Source organism: Candidatus Firestonebacteria bacterium RIFOXYD2_FULL_39_29 (assembly GCA_001778375.1).
Taxonomy (GTDB): Bacteria; Oederibacteriota; D2-FULL-39-29; order D2-FULL-39-29; family D2-FULL-39-29; genus D2-FULL-39-29.
The window spans coordinates 84,944-106,225 of record MFGV01000018.1 but is presented as its reverse complement, the minus strand read 5'-3'; the positions used below and the strand labels follow the sequence as shown (position 1 = coordinate 106,225).

Here is a 21,282-nt window from a genome sequence, read left to right as displayed (position 1 = left end):
ATAGTATGAATACTAATAATGGAACAATAATAAACCAGTTGCTCCAGTCATGGCCGAGTAATACTGTATCCCTGTCATGCTCACTTGAAAGTGCAGGTGTATATCCTTCTTTGGCAAATGCCTATGTTAGAAGCAACTGGTTAAAACGGCTAGGGCCTGGTGCGTTTATAAAAACCGGAGATAGGGTTGATTGGAGCGGTGGTGTTTATGCTCTTCAAACCTATTTGAAACTGCTCGTTCATCCCGGAGGCAAAACTGCTTTAGCAATGAAAGGCGCCGCTCAATACATACCAAATGATCCAAGTGTTGTGGAAGTCAAATTATTTGGGCCTGCTCACCGGAAATTACCTAAGTGGTTTAAAACCTATAACTGGAATCAGAAGTATAAATATACTATGACAAATTTTCTTCAAAATTGCGATGATATAGGGTTTGTAAAACATAATTTTGGAAATTATGAATTAAATATCTCTTCCAGGGAAAGAGCTGCTTTAGAGTATTGCTATGATTATCAATATAACGGCAGTTTTGGAGAGATGGACCACATAATATCCGGTTTATTTGACTTACGGCCTAACTTAGTCCAAACACTTTTAGAAAGATGTACTTCAGTCAAAGCAAAACGCTTGTTTATGTATTTGGCGGAGAAACATAATCTTCCTTGTGTAAAGTATTTAGACCTCAGCAGGGTAACTTTTGGCTCCGGTAAAAGAAAGCTTGCAGATAAGGGGCATTATAATTCAAAATATAAAATAGTGGTTCCTGAAGGGGAGCAAGACCATGACTACTAATATTTACCATAGGCAAGTCGAACTGCTTATGAAAATCCTTCCACATATATTTCTTGATACAGAATTCGCATTGCGTGGAGGAACGGCGATAAACTTCTTCTATAGAAACATGCCCCGGTATTCAGTAGACATAGATTTAACATATACCAAAATTTATCCAAGGAATGAAACACTAACAGCCATTAATGATAGTTTCCTTGATATTTCTCGCCGGATTAAAAACAATATTAAAACAGTTAATATTAAAGAATACAAAGTTGGCGGTAATCTTATTACAAAACTATATATAAAAGAAGATGATGTGGAAATAAAAATAGAAACAAGTACAACTATACGTGGGGCAATATATAAATGCGAAGAAAGGCCCTTGTGTGATAAAGCCGTAGAAGTTTTTGGAAGATTTACATCTGTTAAGGTATTATCATTTGCTGAGACATTTGGCTCGAAATTATGTGCCGCGCTTGACAGGCAGCATCCACGCGACATATTCGATGCAATGCTTCTCCTGAAAAACGAAGGGATTACCGAACAAGTGCGCAAGGCGTTTATTGTGTATCTAATTAGTCATAATCGCCCTATGGCGGAACTATTGGCGCCAAATCTGAGCGACATGCAACTCGTATTTGATAATGAATTTTCCGGTATGGTGCCGGATGTTAAATATTCTGAACTTGTTGAGTACAGGAAAATAATAGTTAAAGAAATTAATGAAAAACTTACATCAAAGGAGAAAGAGTTTTTAATATCATTTAAAAGCGGCGCTCCGGTGTGGGAATTACTGGATGTTGATGGAGTAGAAGAGCTTCCGGGGGTAAAGTGGAAACTTGAAAATATTAATAAGATGGATAAGGTGAAACATAAAAAGGCCCTTGCCAAACTGGGTAAAGCACTAAAATTATGAAAATAATTATGAAGGAAAATGGTATTAAACGTGAAAGAATGCTGTACTTGTGTATTGCCGGGGTTGGCAGTAGTATCGCTCTAGCTGAAAAATATCAGACAGCGTTTTTCAAAATCCTAAAGAAAAGGTATAAAGAGTTTTCACTTAAAAATACTCCGGCTAAAATAACTCTTGTTTACAAAGGACTTCCCAATAAGTATGCGTTTGACACGTTTCTCCGGCTTACTTACTCTTCTTTACTACTGAAACATAACGGGTTTTTCTTGCATGCTTCCGGGGTTATTTCACGGGGGAAGGGGTACATATTCACGGGGATAAGCGGAGCGGGTAAAACTACGGTGGCGGAAGCCAGTAGAAAATGCGGAGTTGTCTTAAGTGATGAGATAGTTGCAGTAAGAAAGGTGGGGAAAAGCTGGAAGCTTTATGGAACTCCGTTTATGGGACTGATGAAAGGCGGGGGAACGAATAAAAGTGCTGGCAGTCCAAAGCTTTTATTTCTAAAACAAGCTCGGGAAAATGCTTTAAAACCAATTGCAACGGAGAGGGCGTGGGCAAAGCTCTTAAGAAATGTTATACTCTTTAAGCCGGAGAAAAAGATAGCCGGGTTGAGCTATGATTTCATCAGCTCGGTGGAAAAAAACATATTGGAGTTCAAAAAAACGGGGTTCTGGAGAGTTTTATGGCGTATAAAATAAAAAGCGGTGTGGCGGCACGGTTGATCAAGAACAGTTATTATATCGTTCAGCCGGAAAAGATGAAATTGGTAAAATTAAATTCAACCGGAACTTTTCTTTTCAAATTGTTAGTAAAGAATACCGCTGAAAACAGTATGGTAAAGAAACTTGCGTCGGAATACGATATCTCCGAGGTCAGGGCAGAAAAAGATGTTGTTGCTTTTATTAGGGAGCTTCTTGCCGGGAAAATAATTCAAAAATGCTAGAAGCTGAACTTGCCATAATAACCGAAGAAAATAATATTCCAGCCTGGTCTATGATTGAATTAACTTATAGGTGTAATTTGAAATGCTCGCATTGTTATCTGCCCGGAGGGCAGAGTGAAAAAAGTGGGGAAAGTGGAGAAAGGGAACTGACAACTGGTGAGGTGAAAAAGGTTCTTGATCAACTGGCGGAAGAGGGATGTCTTTTCCTGGCATTTACGGGCGGGGAGATATTTTTGAGAAAAGATGTGTTTGAAATACTTGAATATGCCGTGGAAAAAAGATTTGCGGTGACTATTCTGACTAATGCCACTCTCTTAACTCCTTCAAGAATTAAAAAACTTAAATTGTTGAATATTAATGAGATAAGTGCCAGTCTTTACTCTTTAAAAGCAAAAGTACACGACGAAATTACCGGCGTTAAAGGTTCGTTTTATAAAACTATGAAAGCGCTGAAAGAAATTAAAAAGGCCGGGATATGTGCCAGGATTAAAACTCCTCTTATGATGTCTAATTACCCGGAGAAAAAAGCAATAACTGCATTTGCCAAAAAGAATGGTTTTAAAATGCTTTTTGACCCTGTTATAGCGCCAAAAAATGACGGAAGTACAGAAAACACCCGGGGAAAAATTGGAAATGATGTTTTGCAAAAAGTAGTAAGGCAGCATTGCGCAGTTTGGCGCTATTCAAGTAAATATCTTGAGAAAAATGTTATATGCTCTGCCGGTAAAAACTTTGTAGCTATAAATCCTTACGGCGATGTTCTCTCCTGTCTGCAGATTCCGCTTTCTGCCGGAAATCTAAGAAAGAAAACTTTTAAAGAAATATGGAAAAGTTCCGCGGTGCTAAAAAAAATACGGAACATGAAACTTAAAGACTTGAAAGAATGCGTAATTTGTAAAGATATCCGTTATTGTAACAGGTGTCCCGGTCTGGCTATGCTTGAAAACGGAAGTTTGTACGGGAAATCAAAGTCCGCATGTGAAATGGCAGCCCTGCGAAAGCAGGTAAAGAAGGGGAGTTGAGCAAAGGTATAAATATCTGACCATAAACCCTTTGCAAGATCCGCCTGGGCGGATTGAGCGATGGCAGCGAATGATGAAAAAGAGTATTGGAAACATCAAATATTATTGTTTGAAAATTGGTATTATTTGACAGGTTTTTGTTGAATAATAGGCTCTTTTTAGGTTAAAATTACAATAGGTTTCAATAAACTCATGTATCTTCTTGAGTATAAGCGCATGGTAAACTAGGAATATTGAAAAGGTATACAATTAATTTATTTTAAATGTCGATTATTTGGGGGTGGGTATGACTATTTCAACAGTAAAAGTGCCACAAGCAATGGAGCCGTTGTTTGAGAAGGCAGCGGAATATGTAAAAAAGTATTTCAGTTTACGCGAAGAAAATCCTGCCAAAGGAATAATAACAATCGGAGGGGAAAGATATATATTGCTCCGGGCGTCATCCATGTCAGTGGAATTTTTTGAATTTATCAAAACTCTTTACCCGGGGCTGGAAGAAATAGAAGCGAATAAGGCAACAGGCAGTATCCTCTATGATATTGCTCGGTCGATAGGGCGAGCTGATGCAAAAGCATTTCATAAATCCATGGATGTAAGAGATCCGATTGCAAAATTATCTTCAGGCCCTATACATTTTGCGTATTCAGGCTGGGCCTATGTGGATATTTTTGAAGAAAGCAAGCCGTCTCCGGATGAAAATTTTTATCTCATATATGATCATCCGCAGTCCTTTGAAGCTGATTCCTGGGTTTCCATGAAAAAATCTTCTAATATTTGTGTTTGTTTTATGAATTCAGGATATTCCGCAGGATGGTGCGAGGTTAGTTTTGGAATAGAATTGGTTGCAAAGGAAATATTATGCAGGGCAAAAGGAGATAAATATTGCCGTTTTATCATGGGCTATCCCGGGAAGATAGACGGTTATATCGAAGATTATAAAGTAAAACATCCGGAGCTTTTTGACGGCGCAAAGTAAACCATAATAATTCGAAAATTTACAGGGGGTTTTATAGGAAACGAATTATACAATAATATAATTTCGAAAATTGCTCTTGTTAATCCGATGTTTGCAAAAGCGATCGTTGACTCAGGGTTAAAAAAACACGGGTTCACCTCGGATAATATTACTCCTTTCCAGATGAAAAAAATAATCAATGAGGAAATCCTTCCTAAGCTTGTAAAATTCATGAAGGGTGTCGAAACGCTGGAAGCCCTGGGTGTTGGTCAGATAATATTTGACGTAAAGAAAAACATTCTTTTTATTAATGCTTCGTTTAAAAGATTGGTAGGTTTGTCTGAAGCCGTGGAGAGCAAAGATGTCATAGCTAAAGCGGAACTGGAAGATATTATTGACTCTATTTTGAAGGGGGAAAAAGAAAACATTGTAAAAGAAACCGAATTGAAAACTTCTAAACTGCGATTAAATATTATTGGCGGGCCGGTAAAAAACGCGCAGAAAGAAATAACAGGAGTGGTGTTTTTCTTCCAGGATAATACTATGAGAGCAGCATTGGATATGGAGATGGATCATGTATATGAGAAGCTTGAAGAAAAGAATGCGAAGCTAAATGAGGCAATAAGCAAGCTTGAATCTACCGGTAAACAGCTGCGTCAAAGCGAAAAAATGGCGGCTGTCGGGCAATTAGCCGGAGGTGTCGCGCATGAAATAAATAATCCTCTTACTATTATACTCGGTTATTCTCAGGCTATACTGAAGAAAGTACAAGAAGATGATCCAATGTACAAACCGCTTAAGTCAATTGAGAATGCCACGGGAAGGTGCAAAAAGATAGTCAGTGATCTGCTGGCGTTTTCGAGAACAGAGAAACTTGAGAAAGAAAATATTGATATCAATGAAGCCATTGATCAGGCGTTAACCCTGGTACAGGCCTGGTCAAAGGTTAAAAATGTGGAGGTTTCAAAAAAGTATAGTCAGGTGCCGCAGATATTGACGAATAAAAATCAGATACAGCAGGTTATTGTGAACCTATGTAACAATGCCGTTGATGCTATGCCCTCAGGCGGGATAATAACTATAACCACAAAACAGCTTGATGAATGTATCGAAATATCCGTCGCGGATACAGGAAAAGGAATGTCGGAGGACGTAAAGCATCATATTTTTGAACCGTTTTTTACCACAAAAGACGTAGGCAAAGGTACAGGCCTGGGACTGAGTTTGTGTCATGGAATAATTACTAGAAATGGCGGAACAATTCAAATCATCAGTGAAATGGATAAGGGAACAAACATTGTTGTTAAACTGCCGATTACACAGGCGGAACCTCAGAAAACAGAGCAAAGTAATCCGTAAATGAAAGGAGAACAGGTGGATAAAAAATGGACGGTTTTAGTAATTGATGATGAACAGGATTTAAGGGAAATGCTTTCATTTACACTTATGAATGAAGGTTACAATGTTTTAACAGCTGCGAATGGTAAACTTGGCGTTGAAAAAGCGGAAAAAGAGGATGTTGATGTTATTATTTCCGATATTAAAATGCCTGAAATGGACGGGATAACAGTTCTTGGTAAAGTGAAAGAAATGAAACCGGGAATAGAGGTAATAATGGCAACTGGTTTTGGTACCATGGAAACAGCTATTGAAAGTTTGAGAAAGGGTGCCTTTGATTTTATACATAAACCGTATAATATTGATCAGCTTATAGCGCTTATAATAAAAGCTTGTGAAACAAAGAAGCTAAAATCTCAGGTTATATCTTTGCAGCAGATGGATAAGCTGAAGGACGAATTTCTTTCCATAGTTTCACATGAACTTAAAACTCCTTTAGCTTCTATCTCCGGAGCAATTCAGCTGCTTATGGATGACGAGGGTGTTGATGAAGAAACGCTTATTAAGAATAATTCACAGGAAAATCAAAAACTCCTGAAGATGATAAGTCGAAATGCGGATAAGATTAGAAAGTTAATTGATAATCTTCTGGATTTTGCCAAAATGGAATCCGGTTTCTGGGAATTAAAAATAACGGATATTAAAATGCCGGAGATAATGGATGATATTCCTGTCACGGTGAAACCGGTTGCAAGTCTTAAGAATATTGAAGTGGTGATGGGAACTTCTTTGTCCGGGCAAAAATATGACTGTGAAAAGCTGCTTTTCAAAGGAGATATGGACCAGATAGGCAGGGTCGTTGTTAATTTTGTAACGAATGCCGTAAAATATACTCCGGAGAACGGGAAAGTATGTGTCTGGGCTGAGAAATCCGAAAATGATATTAAAGTTGTTGTGGAAGATAACGGAAAAGGCATTGCCGCAGAAAATCTTCAAAAAGTATTTGACAAGTTCTACCGTGTGGATCAGCACCTAAAAAAACTGGAAGCGGGCTTCGGGCTTGGACTCGCGATCTGCAAGAAAATAATAGAACTTCACAAAGGAAAACTCTGGGCAGAATCTGACGGGCTTGGGAAAGGCAGCAGGTTTATCTTCACAATTCCGGTGATCTAATGACCGGACACCGACCTATTTGCTTCATGGGGGATTTCCCAGGGGTGAATAAAAAAATAGCTCGAGATATAATAGCTGATGAAATAATAAATAAAGGAAGTATTCGTATTAAAGTGTTTGGCGGGTCAATGAGTCCGACTATCAGGGCGAATTCTAAGATCAAAATTATAAATTCTAAACAAGTGAAAGTAGGATCTATTATCTGCTATAAAACACGGTCATGGTTCTTGATACATAGAATAACGGGAATGAACAATAAAACAGGTCTGATCACAGTTGAAGGTGATTCTAAGGATTCGGTAGTGCATAAAATAAATAAAAGTGATATAATTGGTGTAGTAGAAGAGAACATGTATAATAAAATTATGCATGTAGTGAGTAAAGTTGAGCGAAGTCTAAATATCAGACCATAAGTCTTCGCGAAATCCACCTGGGTGGATGATGAAAGTGGGAAAAGAGAAGTAGGGGAAGCAAGCAAAGCAGAAAAAGTAAATGAAGTAAAAGAAGCAAAGGAATGGGAGTTGAGGAAAGTCTAAATATCAAACCATAAATCTTTGCGAAATCCGCCTAGGCGGAAAAATCGGGATAAGGTGGCAAAATGAGAAAAAAAAAGAAGCTTAAAAAAACAAAATATCAAAAACCTGCTTTAAAATCGCAAAAAATATTTGAAACCTCCACCCTTGCCTGCGGGAAATGCAATGCAGGGCCTATCAAGCAGCCCTCCTGCACGGGATTCCCGAGGAGAAGCTGAGGAAGGAAGCAAGTGAAGCAAATGCAGAAAACGAAGTAAATGAAGTAAAAGAAGCAAAGGAATGGGAGTTGAGGAAAGTCTAAATATCTAACAACTTTTCTTTCCGAAATCCACCTGGGCGGATGAAGAAAATGAAGTAATAAAAGTTACGAAAGCCATTCAGTAAAAATCCTATTAAAAATCAGTTCTTTTCTTCTTTTGTTGATTGCACTTCCTCTACTTCTTCTACTGTATTTGCTTCTTTTACTTCCCCTGCTTCCCGTCATACTTAATTCAGTAAAACCCTGCAAACTTAAGGTGTAATCTAATATTGACCAATGTTTAAAAAAATACATTACAGAGTACAAAAAATGTTGTATAATTACTGTAATATGGGAGATGGTATATAATATTGTATGATGAGAAAAATGTTAACCATATTTAGCAGGACGGCGGTGCTTGCACTGATTCTCGCGGCAACTTCATTTGCTGGAACGAGAATTAAAACTATTGAATACAGTTTTGGTTCGTATTATAGCGCAACCAATGTTGCCAGCGGCGCGGCGTGGACGCCTTCTTCCGTAAATGTTTACATTCCGGAAACAACAAGAACAATCCGGAGCGCCTGGCTTGAATTTGAAGGAGTTCTTTCAACAAGCGCGAATATTACCGGACTTGATATTAATTTTGATGCCGGAGCTTCTGCAAGCACGGTTAGAGATCCGATAACAGGAACATATCTTTTTCCCACCGGTGAGGCCTCAAGATTTTATGCAAAAGCGGATGTAACCACTGCAATTACTGCTTTAACCAACCAACAGTATACCGCATCGGTAACGGTGACGGGTCCTACTATAAACGGGCATTCTTTAAAACTTTATATTACCTATGAATATGATGATACTTTTTCAATACAAATAAAAACGGTAAGGTTTCCTTTGTATTATGACGTTAATATTGCTGCGGCAACTTCAGCTCTGGGCGCGCAGACCAAAGCTTATTCTTACCGTGCGGATATTGCGGACAGCAATGTTGTAGTAAGACAGCAGTGGTTTGAAGTCAGGGGTTACAGACAATCCGGCGGTTCAACTACGGATGGAAGTTTGAATGTAAAGATTACAGGGCAGGGTTCCGGCTCTTCAACGTATATCCTGGACGGCGGACTTAAAGATTCGTATGATTTTAAATTTCTCGATCATCAGGGAAACACGGGATTAACCGGTTTTACCATAAATTCAAATCAGTCGCTGGATATTACCTGGACTCAGAACAGTTTGAATATGCTTTCCGGTGAATGTGTTGTTACTTATGAATGCGATAACAATTCTGCGACTAAAACTAAAACGGTACGCTATATCTTGGGGCAGCTTGTAAGCGGGGCCGGAGCAGGTGTTTCTGATAATATTTATCTGGAAGAAGAGGGTGTGTCGGTTTCAAGAATCTACGCCTTGATATTTGGTAATTATGATAATACCACGGCCTCGAATATCGTGCTGGATTCCGCAATCGGAGGCTTTGGTGTAACTCAAAGAGCGTATAGTATGGTTGTGACTGCCGCACAAGTTTCAGGTTTTAGTTTCCTCCACGATCTTTCCGAACAAAAAGTGAATTTTAGCAGCGGGGATGCGGTATCTATTACTTTTGGCGATAATGCAAGAGCAGGAGGATACGGCGTTGAACTCATTATTACTTATAACTATACCGGAGAAAGTAAAAAGTTTACAAATAGTTACTCTATTTTTACAGGTCAGTCAGTTGACGGTTTTAATACCTCCTCCAACCAGACATTCAATACCTGGTTCCCGTATTGGTACAGTACAAATAACGGTACTCTCACGTTAAGAAATGCAGGTTTAAGAGCCGAAATTACTCAGGGAACGGTTTCCGGCGGCAATTCGACGACGGGTGACTATACGACAACACAGGGGATAAATTCCACAAGCACGCAGACAGTTTCGCACAGGACAAATACAGAAACCCACGGGGATTCCGTGGTATATAAAAATGCAGGGCAAATAACTGAGGCAACAACTTCTGCTATTGCAAATTATTCCATAAACGCTAATGCGGCATCATTTGGAAGCGTATTTAACGGGACATATTCATATTTCTTTCCGCCCAAACCGCCTGTTTCATTAGTTCAATATAAAGCAAATGGAAGTACAGTACTTACAACCGGGGAATATACGAATGAAACAACAGCAGTTATGAGATTTACTATGGACTCACCGCTCGCAAGCGAAACTTTAATACCTCAGGTGGAGATAAAGCCTGTCGGTACTTCTTTTACCGGAACTGCGAATTTTACCGGAACCGGTGTTGCTTTTTCAGGATCTACGGTAACGGGTTCGGTGACCGTAACGCTTGCCACAGGAAATGTATATCACTGGCAGGCGAGAGTTACCGGCGCAAATGGGAGTTCTCCGTGGGTTTCTTATCCGACTTCAACACCTAATGCTGAAGCAGCTGCCGATATTGGCTGCGATACAACGATACCCGGTGTGACGAATAATCAGGGCGGGGATAATACCTGGCGAGCGGCCTCAGGGACAACCTATAATGTGGACTTTACGGATGCCGGCGGGGCGAATTTAAATTACGTTCAGTACTCCGTCTACTCTGCTACCGGACAAACCGGTTCTCAACTGATTACCTGGACAACAATAGCCACAAATATAAATGCAGCTTCTTATACCACCGACTGGCAGGTGGCTTACGCATCCTTGCAGCAGGGAACGAATTATGTTTCCGTCAGAGCTTATGATAACGCGGGAAATACTTATTCGCAAAATGATGTGTTCTATGTAAAGAAGGATACAAGTAATCCCGGTATGACAAATAATCAAGCAGGGGACAATACCTGGAGGTCCGCGGCAGGGACGGCTTACAATGTGGATTTCACGGATACGACATCGCTTTTGAATTATGCGGAGTACACCGTCTACTCTGCTACCGGGCAAACCGGTTCGCAGCTGGTCACCTGGACAACAATAGCAACAAATATTAATGCGGTTTCTTATACCACCGACTGGCAGGTAGTGTATGAGTCTTTACAGCAGGGGACGAATTATGTTTCGGTAAGAGCTTATGATAACGCGGGAAATACTTATTCGCAAAATGATGTGTTCTATGTAAAGAAGGATACAAGTAATCCCGGTGTGACAAATAATCAAGCAGGGGACAATACCTGGAGGTCCGCTGCAGGGACGGCTTACAATGTGGATTTCACGGATACGACATCGCTTTTGAATTATGCGGAGTACACCGTCTACTCTGCAACCGGACAGACCGGGTCACAGCTGGTTACCTGGACCACCATTGCTACAAATATAAATGCAGCTTCCTATCCAACGGATTGGCAGGTAGCGTACGCGTCTTTACAGCAGGGGACGAATTATGTTTCGGTAAGAGCGTACGATAATTCGGGAAATACTTTTTCTCAAAATGATGTGTTCTATGTGAAGAAAGATACAGGGAATCCCGGGATAACAAACAACCAGACCGGAGATGATACTTGGAGGGCCGCAGCGGGGACGACGTACAATGTGGACTTCTCCGACGCGACCTCGCTATTAAATTATGTTCAGTATACCGTGTATTCTGCTACGGGCCAGACCGGTTCGCAGCTGGTTACCTGGACAACTATAGCGACCAATATTAATGCTGCCACATATACTGCCGACTGGCAAGTGGACTATGCGTCTTTACAACAGGGGACGAATTATGTTTCGGTAAGAGCCTATGATAATACGGGAAACACGCTGGCACAAAACGATGTTTTCTACGTAAAGAAAGATACAAGTAATCCCGGAGTAACGAACAATCAAACGGGGGATAATACCTGGAGAGCTGCCTCGGGAACAACATATAATGTGGACTTTACTGATGCAGGCGGAGCGAATTTAAATTATGCGCAGTACGCTGTTTATTCCGCAACGGGGTTGACCGGTTCGCAGCTGGTCACCTGGACGACAATAGCAACAAATATAAATGCGGCGTCTTACACAACTGACTGGCAGGTAGCATACGCGTCTTTACAGCAGGGGAGTAATTATGTTTCGGTCAGGGCTTATGATAATGCGGGAAATACCGTATCTCAAAATGATGTGTTCTATGTGAAGAAGGATACGGGTAATCCCGGAGTAACAAATAATCAGACAGGCGATGATACCTGGAGAGCCGCCTCAGGGACAACATATAATGTAGATTTCTCTGATGCGACCTCGCTTCTTAGTAACGTTCAGTACAAAGTATGTTCAGCAACAGGTCAGACCGGAACAGTTCTTAAGGATTGGACTAATATTGCAACGGGAATAAACGCGACTACTTATACAACTGACTGGCAGGTGGATTATGCCTCTTTACAAGCGGGAGCAAATTATGTTTCGGTCAGGGCTTATGATAATGCGGGAAATACTTTCTCTCAAAATGACGTGTTCTATGTTAAGAAAGACAGTGTAAATCCGGGAATAACAAACAACCAGACCGGGGATGATACATGGCGTGCAGCTTCCGGGACGACATATAATGTTGATTTTTCTGATGCGACCTCGCTTCTTAATAATGTCCAGTACAGGGTGTGCGCCGCAACAGGTCAGACGGGAACAGTTCTGAAAGATTGGACAGATATAGCAGCGGGAATAAATGCCGCTACTTACACCATAGACTGGCAGGTGGATTACGCATCTTTACAGCAGGGGACGAATTATGTTTCGGTCCGAGCATATGATAATTCAGGAAATACCGTTTCGCAAACCGATGTCTTCTATGTAAAGAAAGATACAACTGCTCCCGGTTTTACAAATAACCAAACAGGTGATAATACCTGGCGTACCTCGGCTGGAACTTCCTACGATGTGGATTTTACCGACGCAAGTTCGCTTTTAAATAATGTTCAATACACTGTCTATAGCGCTACAGGCCGGACCGGCTCGCAGTTTAAGGACTGGACTAATATTGCGACGGGGATCAACTCTTCTTCTTATTCAGCCAACTGGCAGGTGGACTATTCTTCTTTACAGGAAGGGACGAACTATGTTTCTGTAAGAGCCTATGATACCGTAGGCAATAATGCGGTGCAAAATGACGTATTCTATGTGAAAAAAGATATAGCTAATCCGGCGATAACGGTAAGCCAGCTGGGCGATGATACCTGGAGATCGGAGGCCGGTACGGTTTACAATGTGGACTTCTCGGATGCAACCTCTCTTCTTAACAACGTTCAGTACAAGGTGTGTTCTGCGGCAGGACAAACCGGGACGGTTTTAAAGGACTGGACAAATATTGCAACCGGAATAAATGCTACTACTTATACGACGGACTGGCAGGTGGATTTTGCATCTCTTGTCGCGGGAACGAATTATGTGTCCGCGAGAGTTTATGATAACGCGGGCAACACCGTTTCTCAAAATGATGTGTTTTATATAAAGAAAGATGCATCTGCGCCGGGTGTTACGAATAATCAGACGGGGGATGATACCTGGAGAGCTGCGGCAGGTGCTGTTTACAATGTTGATTTTTCTGAAACCGGTGGCGCGCTCTTAAGTAACGTCCGGTATAAAGTGTGTGCGGCTACGGGCCAGACAGGTACCGTGCTTAAAGATTGGACAGATATTGCAACGGGAATAAATGCCTCAGCATATACAACCGACTGGCAACTGGATTTTGCTTCGTTACAGCAGGGAGCGAATTACGTCTCGGTAAGCGCTTATGATAATGCGGGAAATACCGTTTCTCAAAATGATGTATTTTATGTAAAGAAAGATAGCGTGGCTCCGGGGATCACTAACAATCAAACGGGAGATGATACCTGGCGGACCACCGCGGGTACCGTTTATAATACGGATTTCTCCGACGCAGTTTCGCAGCTCTCGTATGTTCAGTATACGATATATTCTGCAACGGGGCAGACCGGAACCCAGATTAAGCCCTGGACTACTTTCTCATCTTCTATTAATTCCACTGACTATAACCCGGATTGGATCATTGACTTCGGTACCTGCCAGCAGGGAATCAATTATGTCTCCGTCCGTGTTTATGATAACGCGGGAAATACCGCCTCCCAGAATGATGTGTTTTATGTGAAGAAAGATACGGTTCCTCCTTTAGTTACCAATAACCAGACGGGGGACGATACCTGGAGAGCTTCTTCCGGGACAACCTATAATGTGGATTTTTCGGACACGGCCTCTTTACTCAATAATATTCAGTATGCGGTTTACTCCGGAACAGGTCTTACCGGTTCGCAGCTTAAGAACTGGACAAATATTGCAAACACGGTTAGCGCCTCCACCTATACTACGGATTTTACGATAGATTTTTCCGCCTGCCAGATTGGCGTGAATTATATTTCGGTAAGGGTTTACGATTACTCAACGCAATCGACGACCTTAACGGATGCTTTTTATCTGAAAAAAGACACCACCGTTCCTGTTATTACCAATAACCAGACGGGTGATGATACACAACGAAGTTCACCGGGTACGACTTATAATGTTGATTTTTCCGATGCGGGAGGGAGCCTCCTTTCTTACGCGCAGTATGCGGTTTATAGCGCCACGGGTTTAACAGGGTCACAGCTAAAGACCTGGACTAATATTGCTTCCGGGATAAATGCCTCGACTTATACCGCGGACTGGGAAGTTGATTTCGGCGCTCTTAATCCCGGAGCCACAAATTATATTTCTACACGGGTTTATGACAGTGCGGGAAACTCCGCGCAGACGAACGATGTATTCTATGTCATTAAGGCGGCAAATCTGCCCACCGTTACCGATAATCAAACCGGGGATAACACCTGGAGAACTTCAAATAACGGAACCTATAATGTCGATTTTGCGAGTACCAGCGGGGCTAACCTCGGGTACTTTCAGACAAAGGTAACCTCACTTTCAAGTCAGGGCGGTTCGGTCATTCAGGACTGGACCACGGTGGTTACAAATATCGGCGCGTTGAATTACACCGATAACTGGGCAATACTTGCTTCCACCTGGGCGGCTCTGGCGGAAGGTGTGAATAATGTTTCGGTCAGGGTTTATGATACCTCGGGTTCTCCCAATATGACCGAAGTCTCGGATGTGTTCTTTATAAAAAAAGATACGGTTAATCCTTCTGCTACAAATAATCAGGCGGGGGATACTGCCTGGAGATCCGCTTCCGGGACAACCTATAACGTGGATTTTTCCGACGCGACTTCTCTTTTAAACAATGTACAGTATATAGTTTACTCGGCAACAGGGCAGACGGGGAGTCTTATTAAAAACTGGACGGATATTGCAGCCGGTATCAGTTCTTCGTCGTACACGACGGATTGGACCGTGGATTTTGCTTCTCTTTCCGCGGGCACAAATTATGTCTCGGTACGTGTTTATGACTATGCCTCTTCGACAACCGTGATAACGGACGCGTTTTATATTAAAAAAGACGCAACTGCTCCTCTTATCACAAATAATCAATCGGGTGATGATACCTGGAGAGCCGCTTCCGGTGCGACCTATAATGTAGACTTTTCTGATGCGGGCGGATCGCTCCTGAATAATGTTCAGTATTCTGTTTACTCCGGAACGGGGCAGACCGGAACTTTAATAAAGGGCTGGACCGATATAGCGACAGGCATAAATGCTTCCTCTTATGATACTAACTGGCAGGCGGATTTTGCTTCTCTGCAGCAGGGGCTTAACTACATCTCTGTGCGGGCTTTTGATAATGCGACAGGTACAACAGTTCTAACGGATTCATTCTATGTGAAAAAAGATACCGTTGCTCCGGAGATAACAAATAATCAAACCGGGGATGATACCTGGAAGGACGCGGCAGGCACTTTGTATAACGTTGATTTTTCGGACAGCCAGTCGCTCCTTAAATCCGCGGAGTACGCCGTTTATTCCGGTACAGGACAAACAGGCTCCTTGCTGAAAGGTTGGACGCTGATTGCCGATAATATTAATGCTTCGACTTATACAGGTAACTGGGCAGTGGATTTTTCTTCCCTGTCTGAAGGTTTAAATTATGTTTCGGTAAGATCGACGGATAATAACACCAATCAGTCTTCTTTGACGGATGCTTTTTATATTAAGAAAGATACGGCGGGTCCCGTTATCACCAACAATCAGACCGGGGATACAACCTGGAGAGCCGGACCCGGCACTTCGTATGATGTTAACTTTACGGATAACTTCTCGCTTCTTTCTAATGTTCAGTACTCCGTGTGGACGGCTACCGGACAGACGGGTACAAATGCAAAAACCTGGACTGATATAGCCGTAAACATAAACAACGCGGCGTATACCGGTAACTGGCAGGTGGATTTTACGGCGCTTCAAAACGGCGAAAATTATGTGTCCGTGCGGGCTTATGACGCTCTGGGACATGTGACTACTTTGACGGATGCGTTTTTTATCAGAAAAGATGTCGGTTCGCCTGCTATTACCAATAATCAACTGGGAGATAATACGTGGCGGAATGCAGCAGGCACGGCTTATAATGTCGATTTTAACGATATTGGAAATGCTCTGCTTGACCGCGCGGAATACTCTATTTACTCTGCTACGGGAAAAACAGGATCTCTTCTAAAGAATTGGACAGTTATTGCTTCCGGTATAAATGCTTCTTCTTATACTGCAAATTGGCAGGTGGATTTTACTGCGTTACAGCAGGGGACAAATTATGTTTCAGTCCGTGTCTATGATAACGCCGGCAACAGTTCAGCGCTTGACGATGTCTTTTATATTTTGAAAGATGTAACTTCGCCCGCGTTTACCAATAATCAGACCGGTGATACTGCATGGCGGAGTTCTGCGGGTACGGTTTATGATTTGGATTTTTCCGATGCGGGGGAAAGTAAACTTTCTTACGCCGAATATACGGTGTACTCGCAAACAGGTTTGACCGGAACTCCGGTAATAAGCTGGACATTGATAGCATCATTAATAGACCTGAATTCCTTTACGACAAATTGGACGGTTGATTTTGCCTCTCTTGCCGAAGGTACAAATTATCTCTCGGTAAAACTACATGATTATTCGACAAATACAACAACACTTACGGATGCGTTTTATGTAAAAAAAGATACGTTAGGTCCGGGGATAACAAACAATCAGACGGGAGATAATACCTGGCGGAACACTGCGGGTACATCTTATGATGTAGATTTTGCAGACCCCGGGTCGCTTATCGCCTATATGCAGTACTCGGTTTACTCGGCCACAGGCCAGACGGGAACCCAGCTTAAGGACTGGACAAATATTGCCGCTTCCGTTAATGCCGCAACCTACACTACTAATTTTACCGTGGACTATATGTCTCTTCAGCAGGGGACGAATTATGTTTGTGTCCGCGCTTATGATAATATCGGAAACACTACTCTGTTAAAAGATGCATTTTATGTAAAGAAGGATACGGTGAGCCCTTCTGCTGCGGCTTCTTCCCCGACTAATTCAAGTACACTGACTTTCAACGTTGCGTTTTCTTCCTCGGATTCACCTTCGGGAATAGATTATGTCAGGCTTTATTATACGTCAAGTAACGGTGCGCCTTATACCTGGACAAGTTACGGTGACTTTACGACAAGCCCGGTTGCTTTTACGGCTTCAGCCGCGAGCGTTTACGGTTTCAGGGCTGTTGCTTTTGACCTTGCCGGAAATACGGATGAAACAAATCCTCCGTCTTCTTCGACCGGTCCGGAAAGCTCCACTGTAGTGGACTTGACTGCTCCTTCTATTTTAAACAGTCAGGCGGGAGATAATACCTGGAGGAATACGGCCGGAACGGCGTACGACGTTAATTTTACCGATGCCGGAAGTTCTAATCTTAATTATGCGGAGTACACCGTGTATTCGGGAACGGGACAAACGGAAAGCCAGCTGGTTACCTGGACGACTATTGCCACAAATATTAATACGGCTTCATATACAACAAACTGGCAGGTTAATTATTCTTCATTGCAGCAGGGGATCAATTATGTCTCCGTCCGTGTTTATGATAATGCGGGAAATTCTGCGGTGCTTACGGATGCGTTCTACGTAAAAAAAGATGTCACGGTTCCTTCGGTTACGAATAATCAGACAGGTGATAATACCTGGAGAAGCGCGGCAGGAACTGTTTACAATGTTGATTTTTCGGATAACGGAAGTCTTCTTGCAAGCGCGCAGTATGCGGTTTACAGCGGCACGGGACTTACGGGTTCGACGATTATCGGCTGGACAAATATTGCCTCGGCTATAAACGCCTCAACTTACACGGTGGATTGGTCTGTCGATTTTGCTTCTCTTTCTTCCGGGACGAACTATGTCTCCGTCCGTGTTTATGATAATGCGGGGAATCCGGAAACGCTTACGGATGCGTTCTATGTAAAAAAAGATGTCACGGTTCCTTCCGTTACAAATAATCAGGCGGGTGATAATACCTGGAGAAGCGCGGCGGGTACGGTTTACAATGTTGATTTCTCTGATGCCGGCGGTTCATTACTTGCAGCCGCCGAATACTCGGTTTGGACGGCTACCGGCAGAACCGGGATAATGAATAAGGACTGGACGGCTGTTGCTTCAGGTATAAATGCTTCTTCTTATACTACCGACTGGGCCGTTGATTTTACCTCTCTTTCTCAGGGTTCTAACTATGTCTCAGTACGGATAACTGACAATGCGGGCGGGAGCTTAATATCGGAAGATGTGTTTTATGTAAAAAAAGACAGTACTAATCCTTCTATTACTAATAACCAGACAGGGGATAACACCTGGAGAAGTATAAATGACGGAGTTTATGATCTTGATCTGTCGGATACCGGTGGAGCGCTTCTTTCTCAGGTTGAAACGAAAGTTTACAGCGGTACCGGGCAGACAGGGAGCCTGATGAAGGACTGGACCATCCAGCTTAGCGGGTTGAATGTCTCTTCATATACTTCCAACTGGGGCTTGGATGCCTCGACTTGGAGCGCGTTACAACAGGGTGTCAATTATATAACGGTAAAAGTTACCGATAACGCCGGGAATTCTCAGAGTTTAACCGATGCGTTCTATATAAAAAAGGATACTGCTGCTCCGTCCATTACCAATAATCAATCCGGAGATGATACCTGGAGAGCTTCTGCAGGAACAACATACAATGTGGATTTTTCCGACTCCGGGGCACTCCTCTCCTATGTTCAGTACAAAGTTTGCTCGGCAACAGGTCAGACGGGTTCAGTCTTAAAGGACTGGACGGATATTGCGTCCGGAATCAACGCCTCTTCCTATACCTCTGATTGGACACTTGATTTTGCCTCTCTTTTGCAAGGGACAAATTATGTTTCTGTCCGGGCGTATGACCTTATCGGAAACAACTCGTCACTCAATGATGTTTTTTACGTAAAAAAAGATTCCACGGCTCCTGCTTCTGTCACCAATTTTGCAGCTTCTACCGGCCTTGAAGGAGAAATAAATGTTTCCTGGACTGCGCCGGGGGATGACGGGGCAAGCGGAACTCCTTCCGGTTATCTGGTAAAACTTAAGACCTCCGGTAATTTTACCGGAACTGATAATGATTTTAATTCAGCGGCAGCTTACAGCCAGTCCTGGGGAGCTTCAAGCGCCGGCTCTTCGGAAAATCATGTGTTAACTGGACTAACTCCTGCATTGACCTATTACGTTGCCATAAAAGCATATGACAAAGCAGGCAATTATGGAGCAATATCAAATCTTACGGGTAATTTTGCTCTTACTGGATCTGATACGACTGCACCTTCTGCTATAACCAATCTGAATGCGGTAACAGGCGATTATCCGGGACAGGTTATTCTGACCTGGACTACGCCCGGTGATAACGGAAGTTCGGGTAACCTTCAATCTCCGGCAAACGGGGGGTATACAATTAAATATTCTGTTTCAGGCCAGATAAACAATGATACGGACTGGGGTAATGCGACAACTTATGCCCAGAACTTTGTACCGGAGCCGGCAGGAACGGGAGAGAGCAGGGTTTTGAGCATGCCTCTTTCAAATACAACTTATTATTTCGCCGTTAAAGCTTATGATGAAGTGCCGAATACTTCGGGCCTTTCAAATTCGAGCTCGGCTACTTCCGGAATGCCCGGCGCGGCTGCGGGAGTTATAATGTACGGCGATAGTACAAATGCTGCCCCGAGGTATATGAACTGGACGGGCTCCGCCTGGGATCCTCAGTTGAATGCCTCCAACGCTACCGGAAGTATAAGATGGGTTGCGGTTAAATCCTGCCCCGTGGTCAGAAATGAAAAGATAGCAGGGGTTCTTTCTTCCGACGGGACTTTGTCAATACTGCGCTGGAACGGGCAAACCTCCACGTGGACGACGGAGTTTACAAACACGGGTATAGGTTCTGTGAATAATATTTACAGGGGTTTTGATGTTGCTTATGAGCGGAGTACCGGTGATTGTGTTGTCGTTTACTCGAAGGGGACAACAACGAATGAAATAGGCTGTAGAGTTTGGAACGGAAGTGTTTGGGCTAATGAAACTACGGTTGAACTGGCTACTACCGGAATTGTACGGTGGGTAAGATTAGAGCCGAAGACGGGCGCGGAAACACTTGCGCTTGCAACTTTGGATGCGAATTCCGATATTTATGCAATGATCTGGAATGGTTCTTCGTTTGCAAACGGAAAAACTCTGACTGCTTCCGCTTCTATTGCAACAAGGCAGTGTTATGATATTGCCTGGGAGACAACTTCGGGAAATTGTATGATAGTTTTTGGCGATGGCAACACTCCTATGTATGATTATTGGAACGGGAACAGCTGGCTGGCCGTCCAAGGCGCAGCGCCTGATACTGCTTCGACGCTTAACTGGGTGCGTCTGGCTGCTGATACAAAACCGGGTTCAAATAATATAGCTTTTGCAAGTCATGACGGCTCTGCTGACTGGAATACTTGTATCTGGAACGGCAGTGCTTGGGGTGCTTTACCTGCTGAAGATTCTACTATGGCAGCAAGTACTTACAGGTGTGCGGATGTTGCATGGGAAAAAGATTCCGGAAAAGCAGTTTTTGTAGCTGTCGATGCTTCTGCCACGCAGTTCAGTTATATTACCTGGACTTCCGGCGGCTGGTCAACTACGCCGTCGGTGGCGCCCAAGGATACGTATATCTGGCCGTCAGTCCTTCGTATTATGTCTCTATACTCTGACCCCAATACTAATAAAATGACCCTTGTGGGTCTTGATACGAACGGAAATATAAAATCGCGTAACTGGACGGGTTCAGCCTGGGTCGGAGGTACCGCGCATAATACTGCAGCTTCGGACGCGGCATACGAATGTTTCGGAGTGGCTTTTGATAAACATGATATTACGCCTCCTTCAATAATTAATAATCAGGCTGTGGATAATACGTGGCGCACTTCCAATAATGGAAGTTATAATGTTGATTTCTCCGATGCCGGCGGCTCTTTACTTTCGTATTTTCAGGTGAAGGTCTGGTCTTC

10 protein-coding genes (1 of these 10 running past the window's edge) are annotated in these 21,282 nt (G+C 42.8%); all 10 read left to right on the top strand.

Translation table 11 applies throughout. From position 1 onward, the window contains the following. The first annotated feature begins 5 nt into the window (after positions 1-5). Positions 6-791: a hypothetical protein gene (locus tag A2536_02895; protein OGF47704.1), complete on the top strand. Its 786-nt coding sequence runs from the start codon at positions 6-8 to the stop codon at positions 789-791. After that, positions 781-1,692, top strand: a complete 912-nt coding sequence (locus A2536_02890; protein OGF47703.1) for a hypothetical protein — start codon at positions 781-783, stop codon at positions 1,690-1,692. Before A2536_02895 ends, A2536_02890 begins: the two co-directional genes overlap by 11 nt. Next, positions 1,689-2,387: a hypothetical protein gene (locus A2536_02885; protein OGF47702.1), complete on the top strand. Its 699-nt coding sequence runs from the start codon at positions 1,689-1,691 to the stop codon at positions 2,385-2,387. The genes A2536_02890 and A2536_02885 overlap by 4 nt, the downstream gene beginning before the upstream one ends. Further along, the gene (locus A2536_02880; GenBank protein OGF47701.1) at positions 2,372-2,632 is read left to right on the top strand and encodes a hypothetical protein; all 261 of its coding nucleotides are present in this window, start codon (positions 2,372-2,374) and stop codon (positions 2,630-2,632) included. Before A2536_02885 ends, A2536_02880 begins: the two co-directional genes overlap by 16 nt. Next, positions 2,626-3,654 carry a hypothetical protein gene (locus tag A2536_02875; protein ID OGF47700.1) on the top strand — a complete coding sequence of 343 codons (1,029 nt, stop codon included), beginning with the start codon at positions 2,626-2,628 and terminating at the stop codon, positions 3,652-3,654. Before A2536_02880 ends, A2536_02875 begins: the two co-directional genes overlap by 7 nt. Before the next feature lie 286 nt (positions 3,655-3,940). Next, positions 3,941-4,630 (top strand): hypothetical protein, encoded by a 690-nt coding sequence (locus A2536_02870; protein ID OGF47699.1) that lies wholly within the window; start codon positions 3,941-3,943, stop codon positions 4,628-4,630. 87 nt (positions 4,631-4,717) lie between these two features. Further along, entirely contained in the window at positions 4,718-5,968 is a 1,251-nt protein-coding gene (locus tag A2536_02865; GenBank protein ID OGF47698.1) for a hypothetical protein, read from the top strand. Next, entirely contained in the window at positions 5,969-7,120 is a 1,152-nt protein-coding gene (locus A2536_02860; GenBank protein OGF47697.1) for a hypothetical protein, read from the top strand. Beyond that, positions 7,120-7,533: a hypothetical protein gene (locus A2536_02855; GenBank protein ID OGF47696.1), complete on the top strand. Its 414-nt coding sequence runs from the start codon at positions 7,120-7,122 to the stop codon at positions 7,531-7,533. The genes A2536_02860 and A2536_02855 overlap by 1 nt, the downstream gene beginning before the upstream one ends. A gap of 733 nt (positions 7,534-8,266) precedes the next feature. Beyond that, on the top strand, positions 8,267-21,282 hold the beginning of the coding sequence (locus A2536_02850) for a hypothetical protein (protein ID OGF47695.1). 15,028 nt of this gene lie beyond the right edge of the window; only the first 13,016 of its 28,044 coding nucleotides appear in the window; it begins with the start codon at positions 8,267-8,269; its stop codon lies off the right edge, out of view.

Excerpts from the sequence above, each read along its gene's own strand:
- A2536_02895 (OGF47704.1), top strand. The coding sequence starts at position 6 with ATGAATACTAATAATGGAACAATAATAAACCAGTTGCTCCAGTCATGG.
- A2536_02890 (OGF47703.1), top strand. The coding sequence starts at position 781 with ATGACTACTAATATTTACCATAGGCAAGTCGAACTGCTTATGAAAATC.
- A2536_02885 (OGF47702.1), top strand. The coding sequence starts at position 1,689 with ATGAAAATAATTATGAAGGAAAATGGTATTAAACGTGAAAGAATGCTG.
- A2536_02880 (OGF47701.1), top strand. The coding sequence starts at position 2,372 with ATGGCGTATAAAATAAAAAGCGGTGTGGCGGCACGGTTGATCAAGAAC.
- A2536_02875 (OGF47700.1), top strand. The coding sequence starts at position 2,626 with ATGCTAGAAGCTGAACTTGCCATAATAACCGAAGAAAATAATATTCCA.
- A2536_02870 (OGF47699.1), top strand. The coding sequence starts at position 3,941 with ATGACTATTTCAACAGTAAAAGTGCCACAAGCAATGGAGCCGTTGTTT.
- A2536_02865 (OGF47698.1), top strand. The coding sequence starts at position 4,718 with ATGTTTGCAAAAGCGATCGTTGACTCAGGGTTAAAAAAACACGGGTTC.
- A2536_02860 (OGF47697.1), top strand. The coding sequence starts at position 5,969 with ATGAAAGGAGAACAGGTGGATAAAAAATGGACGGTTTTAGTAATTGAT.
- A2536_02855 (OGF47696.1), top strand. The coding sequence starts at position 7,120 with ATGACCGGACACCGACCTATTTGCTTCATGGGGGATTTCCCAGGGGTG.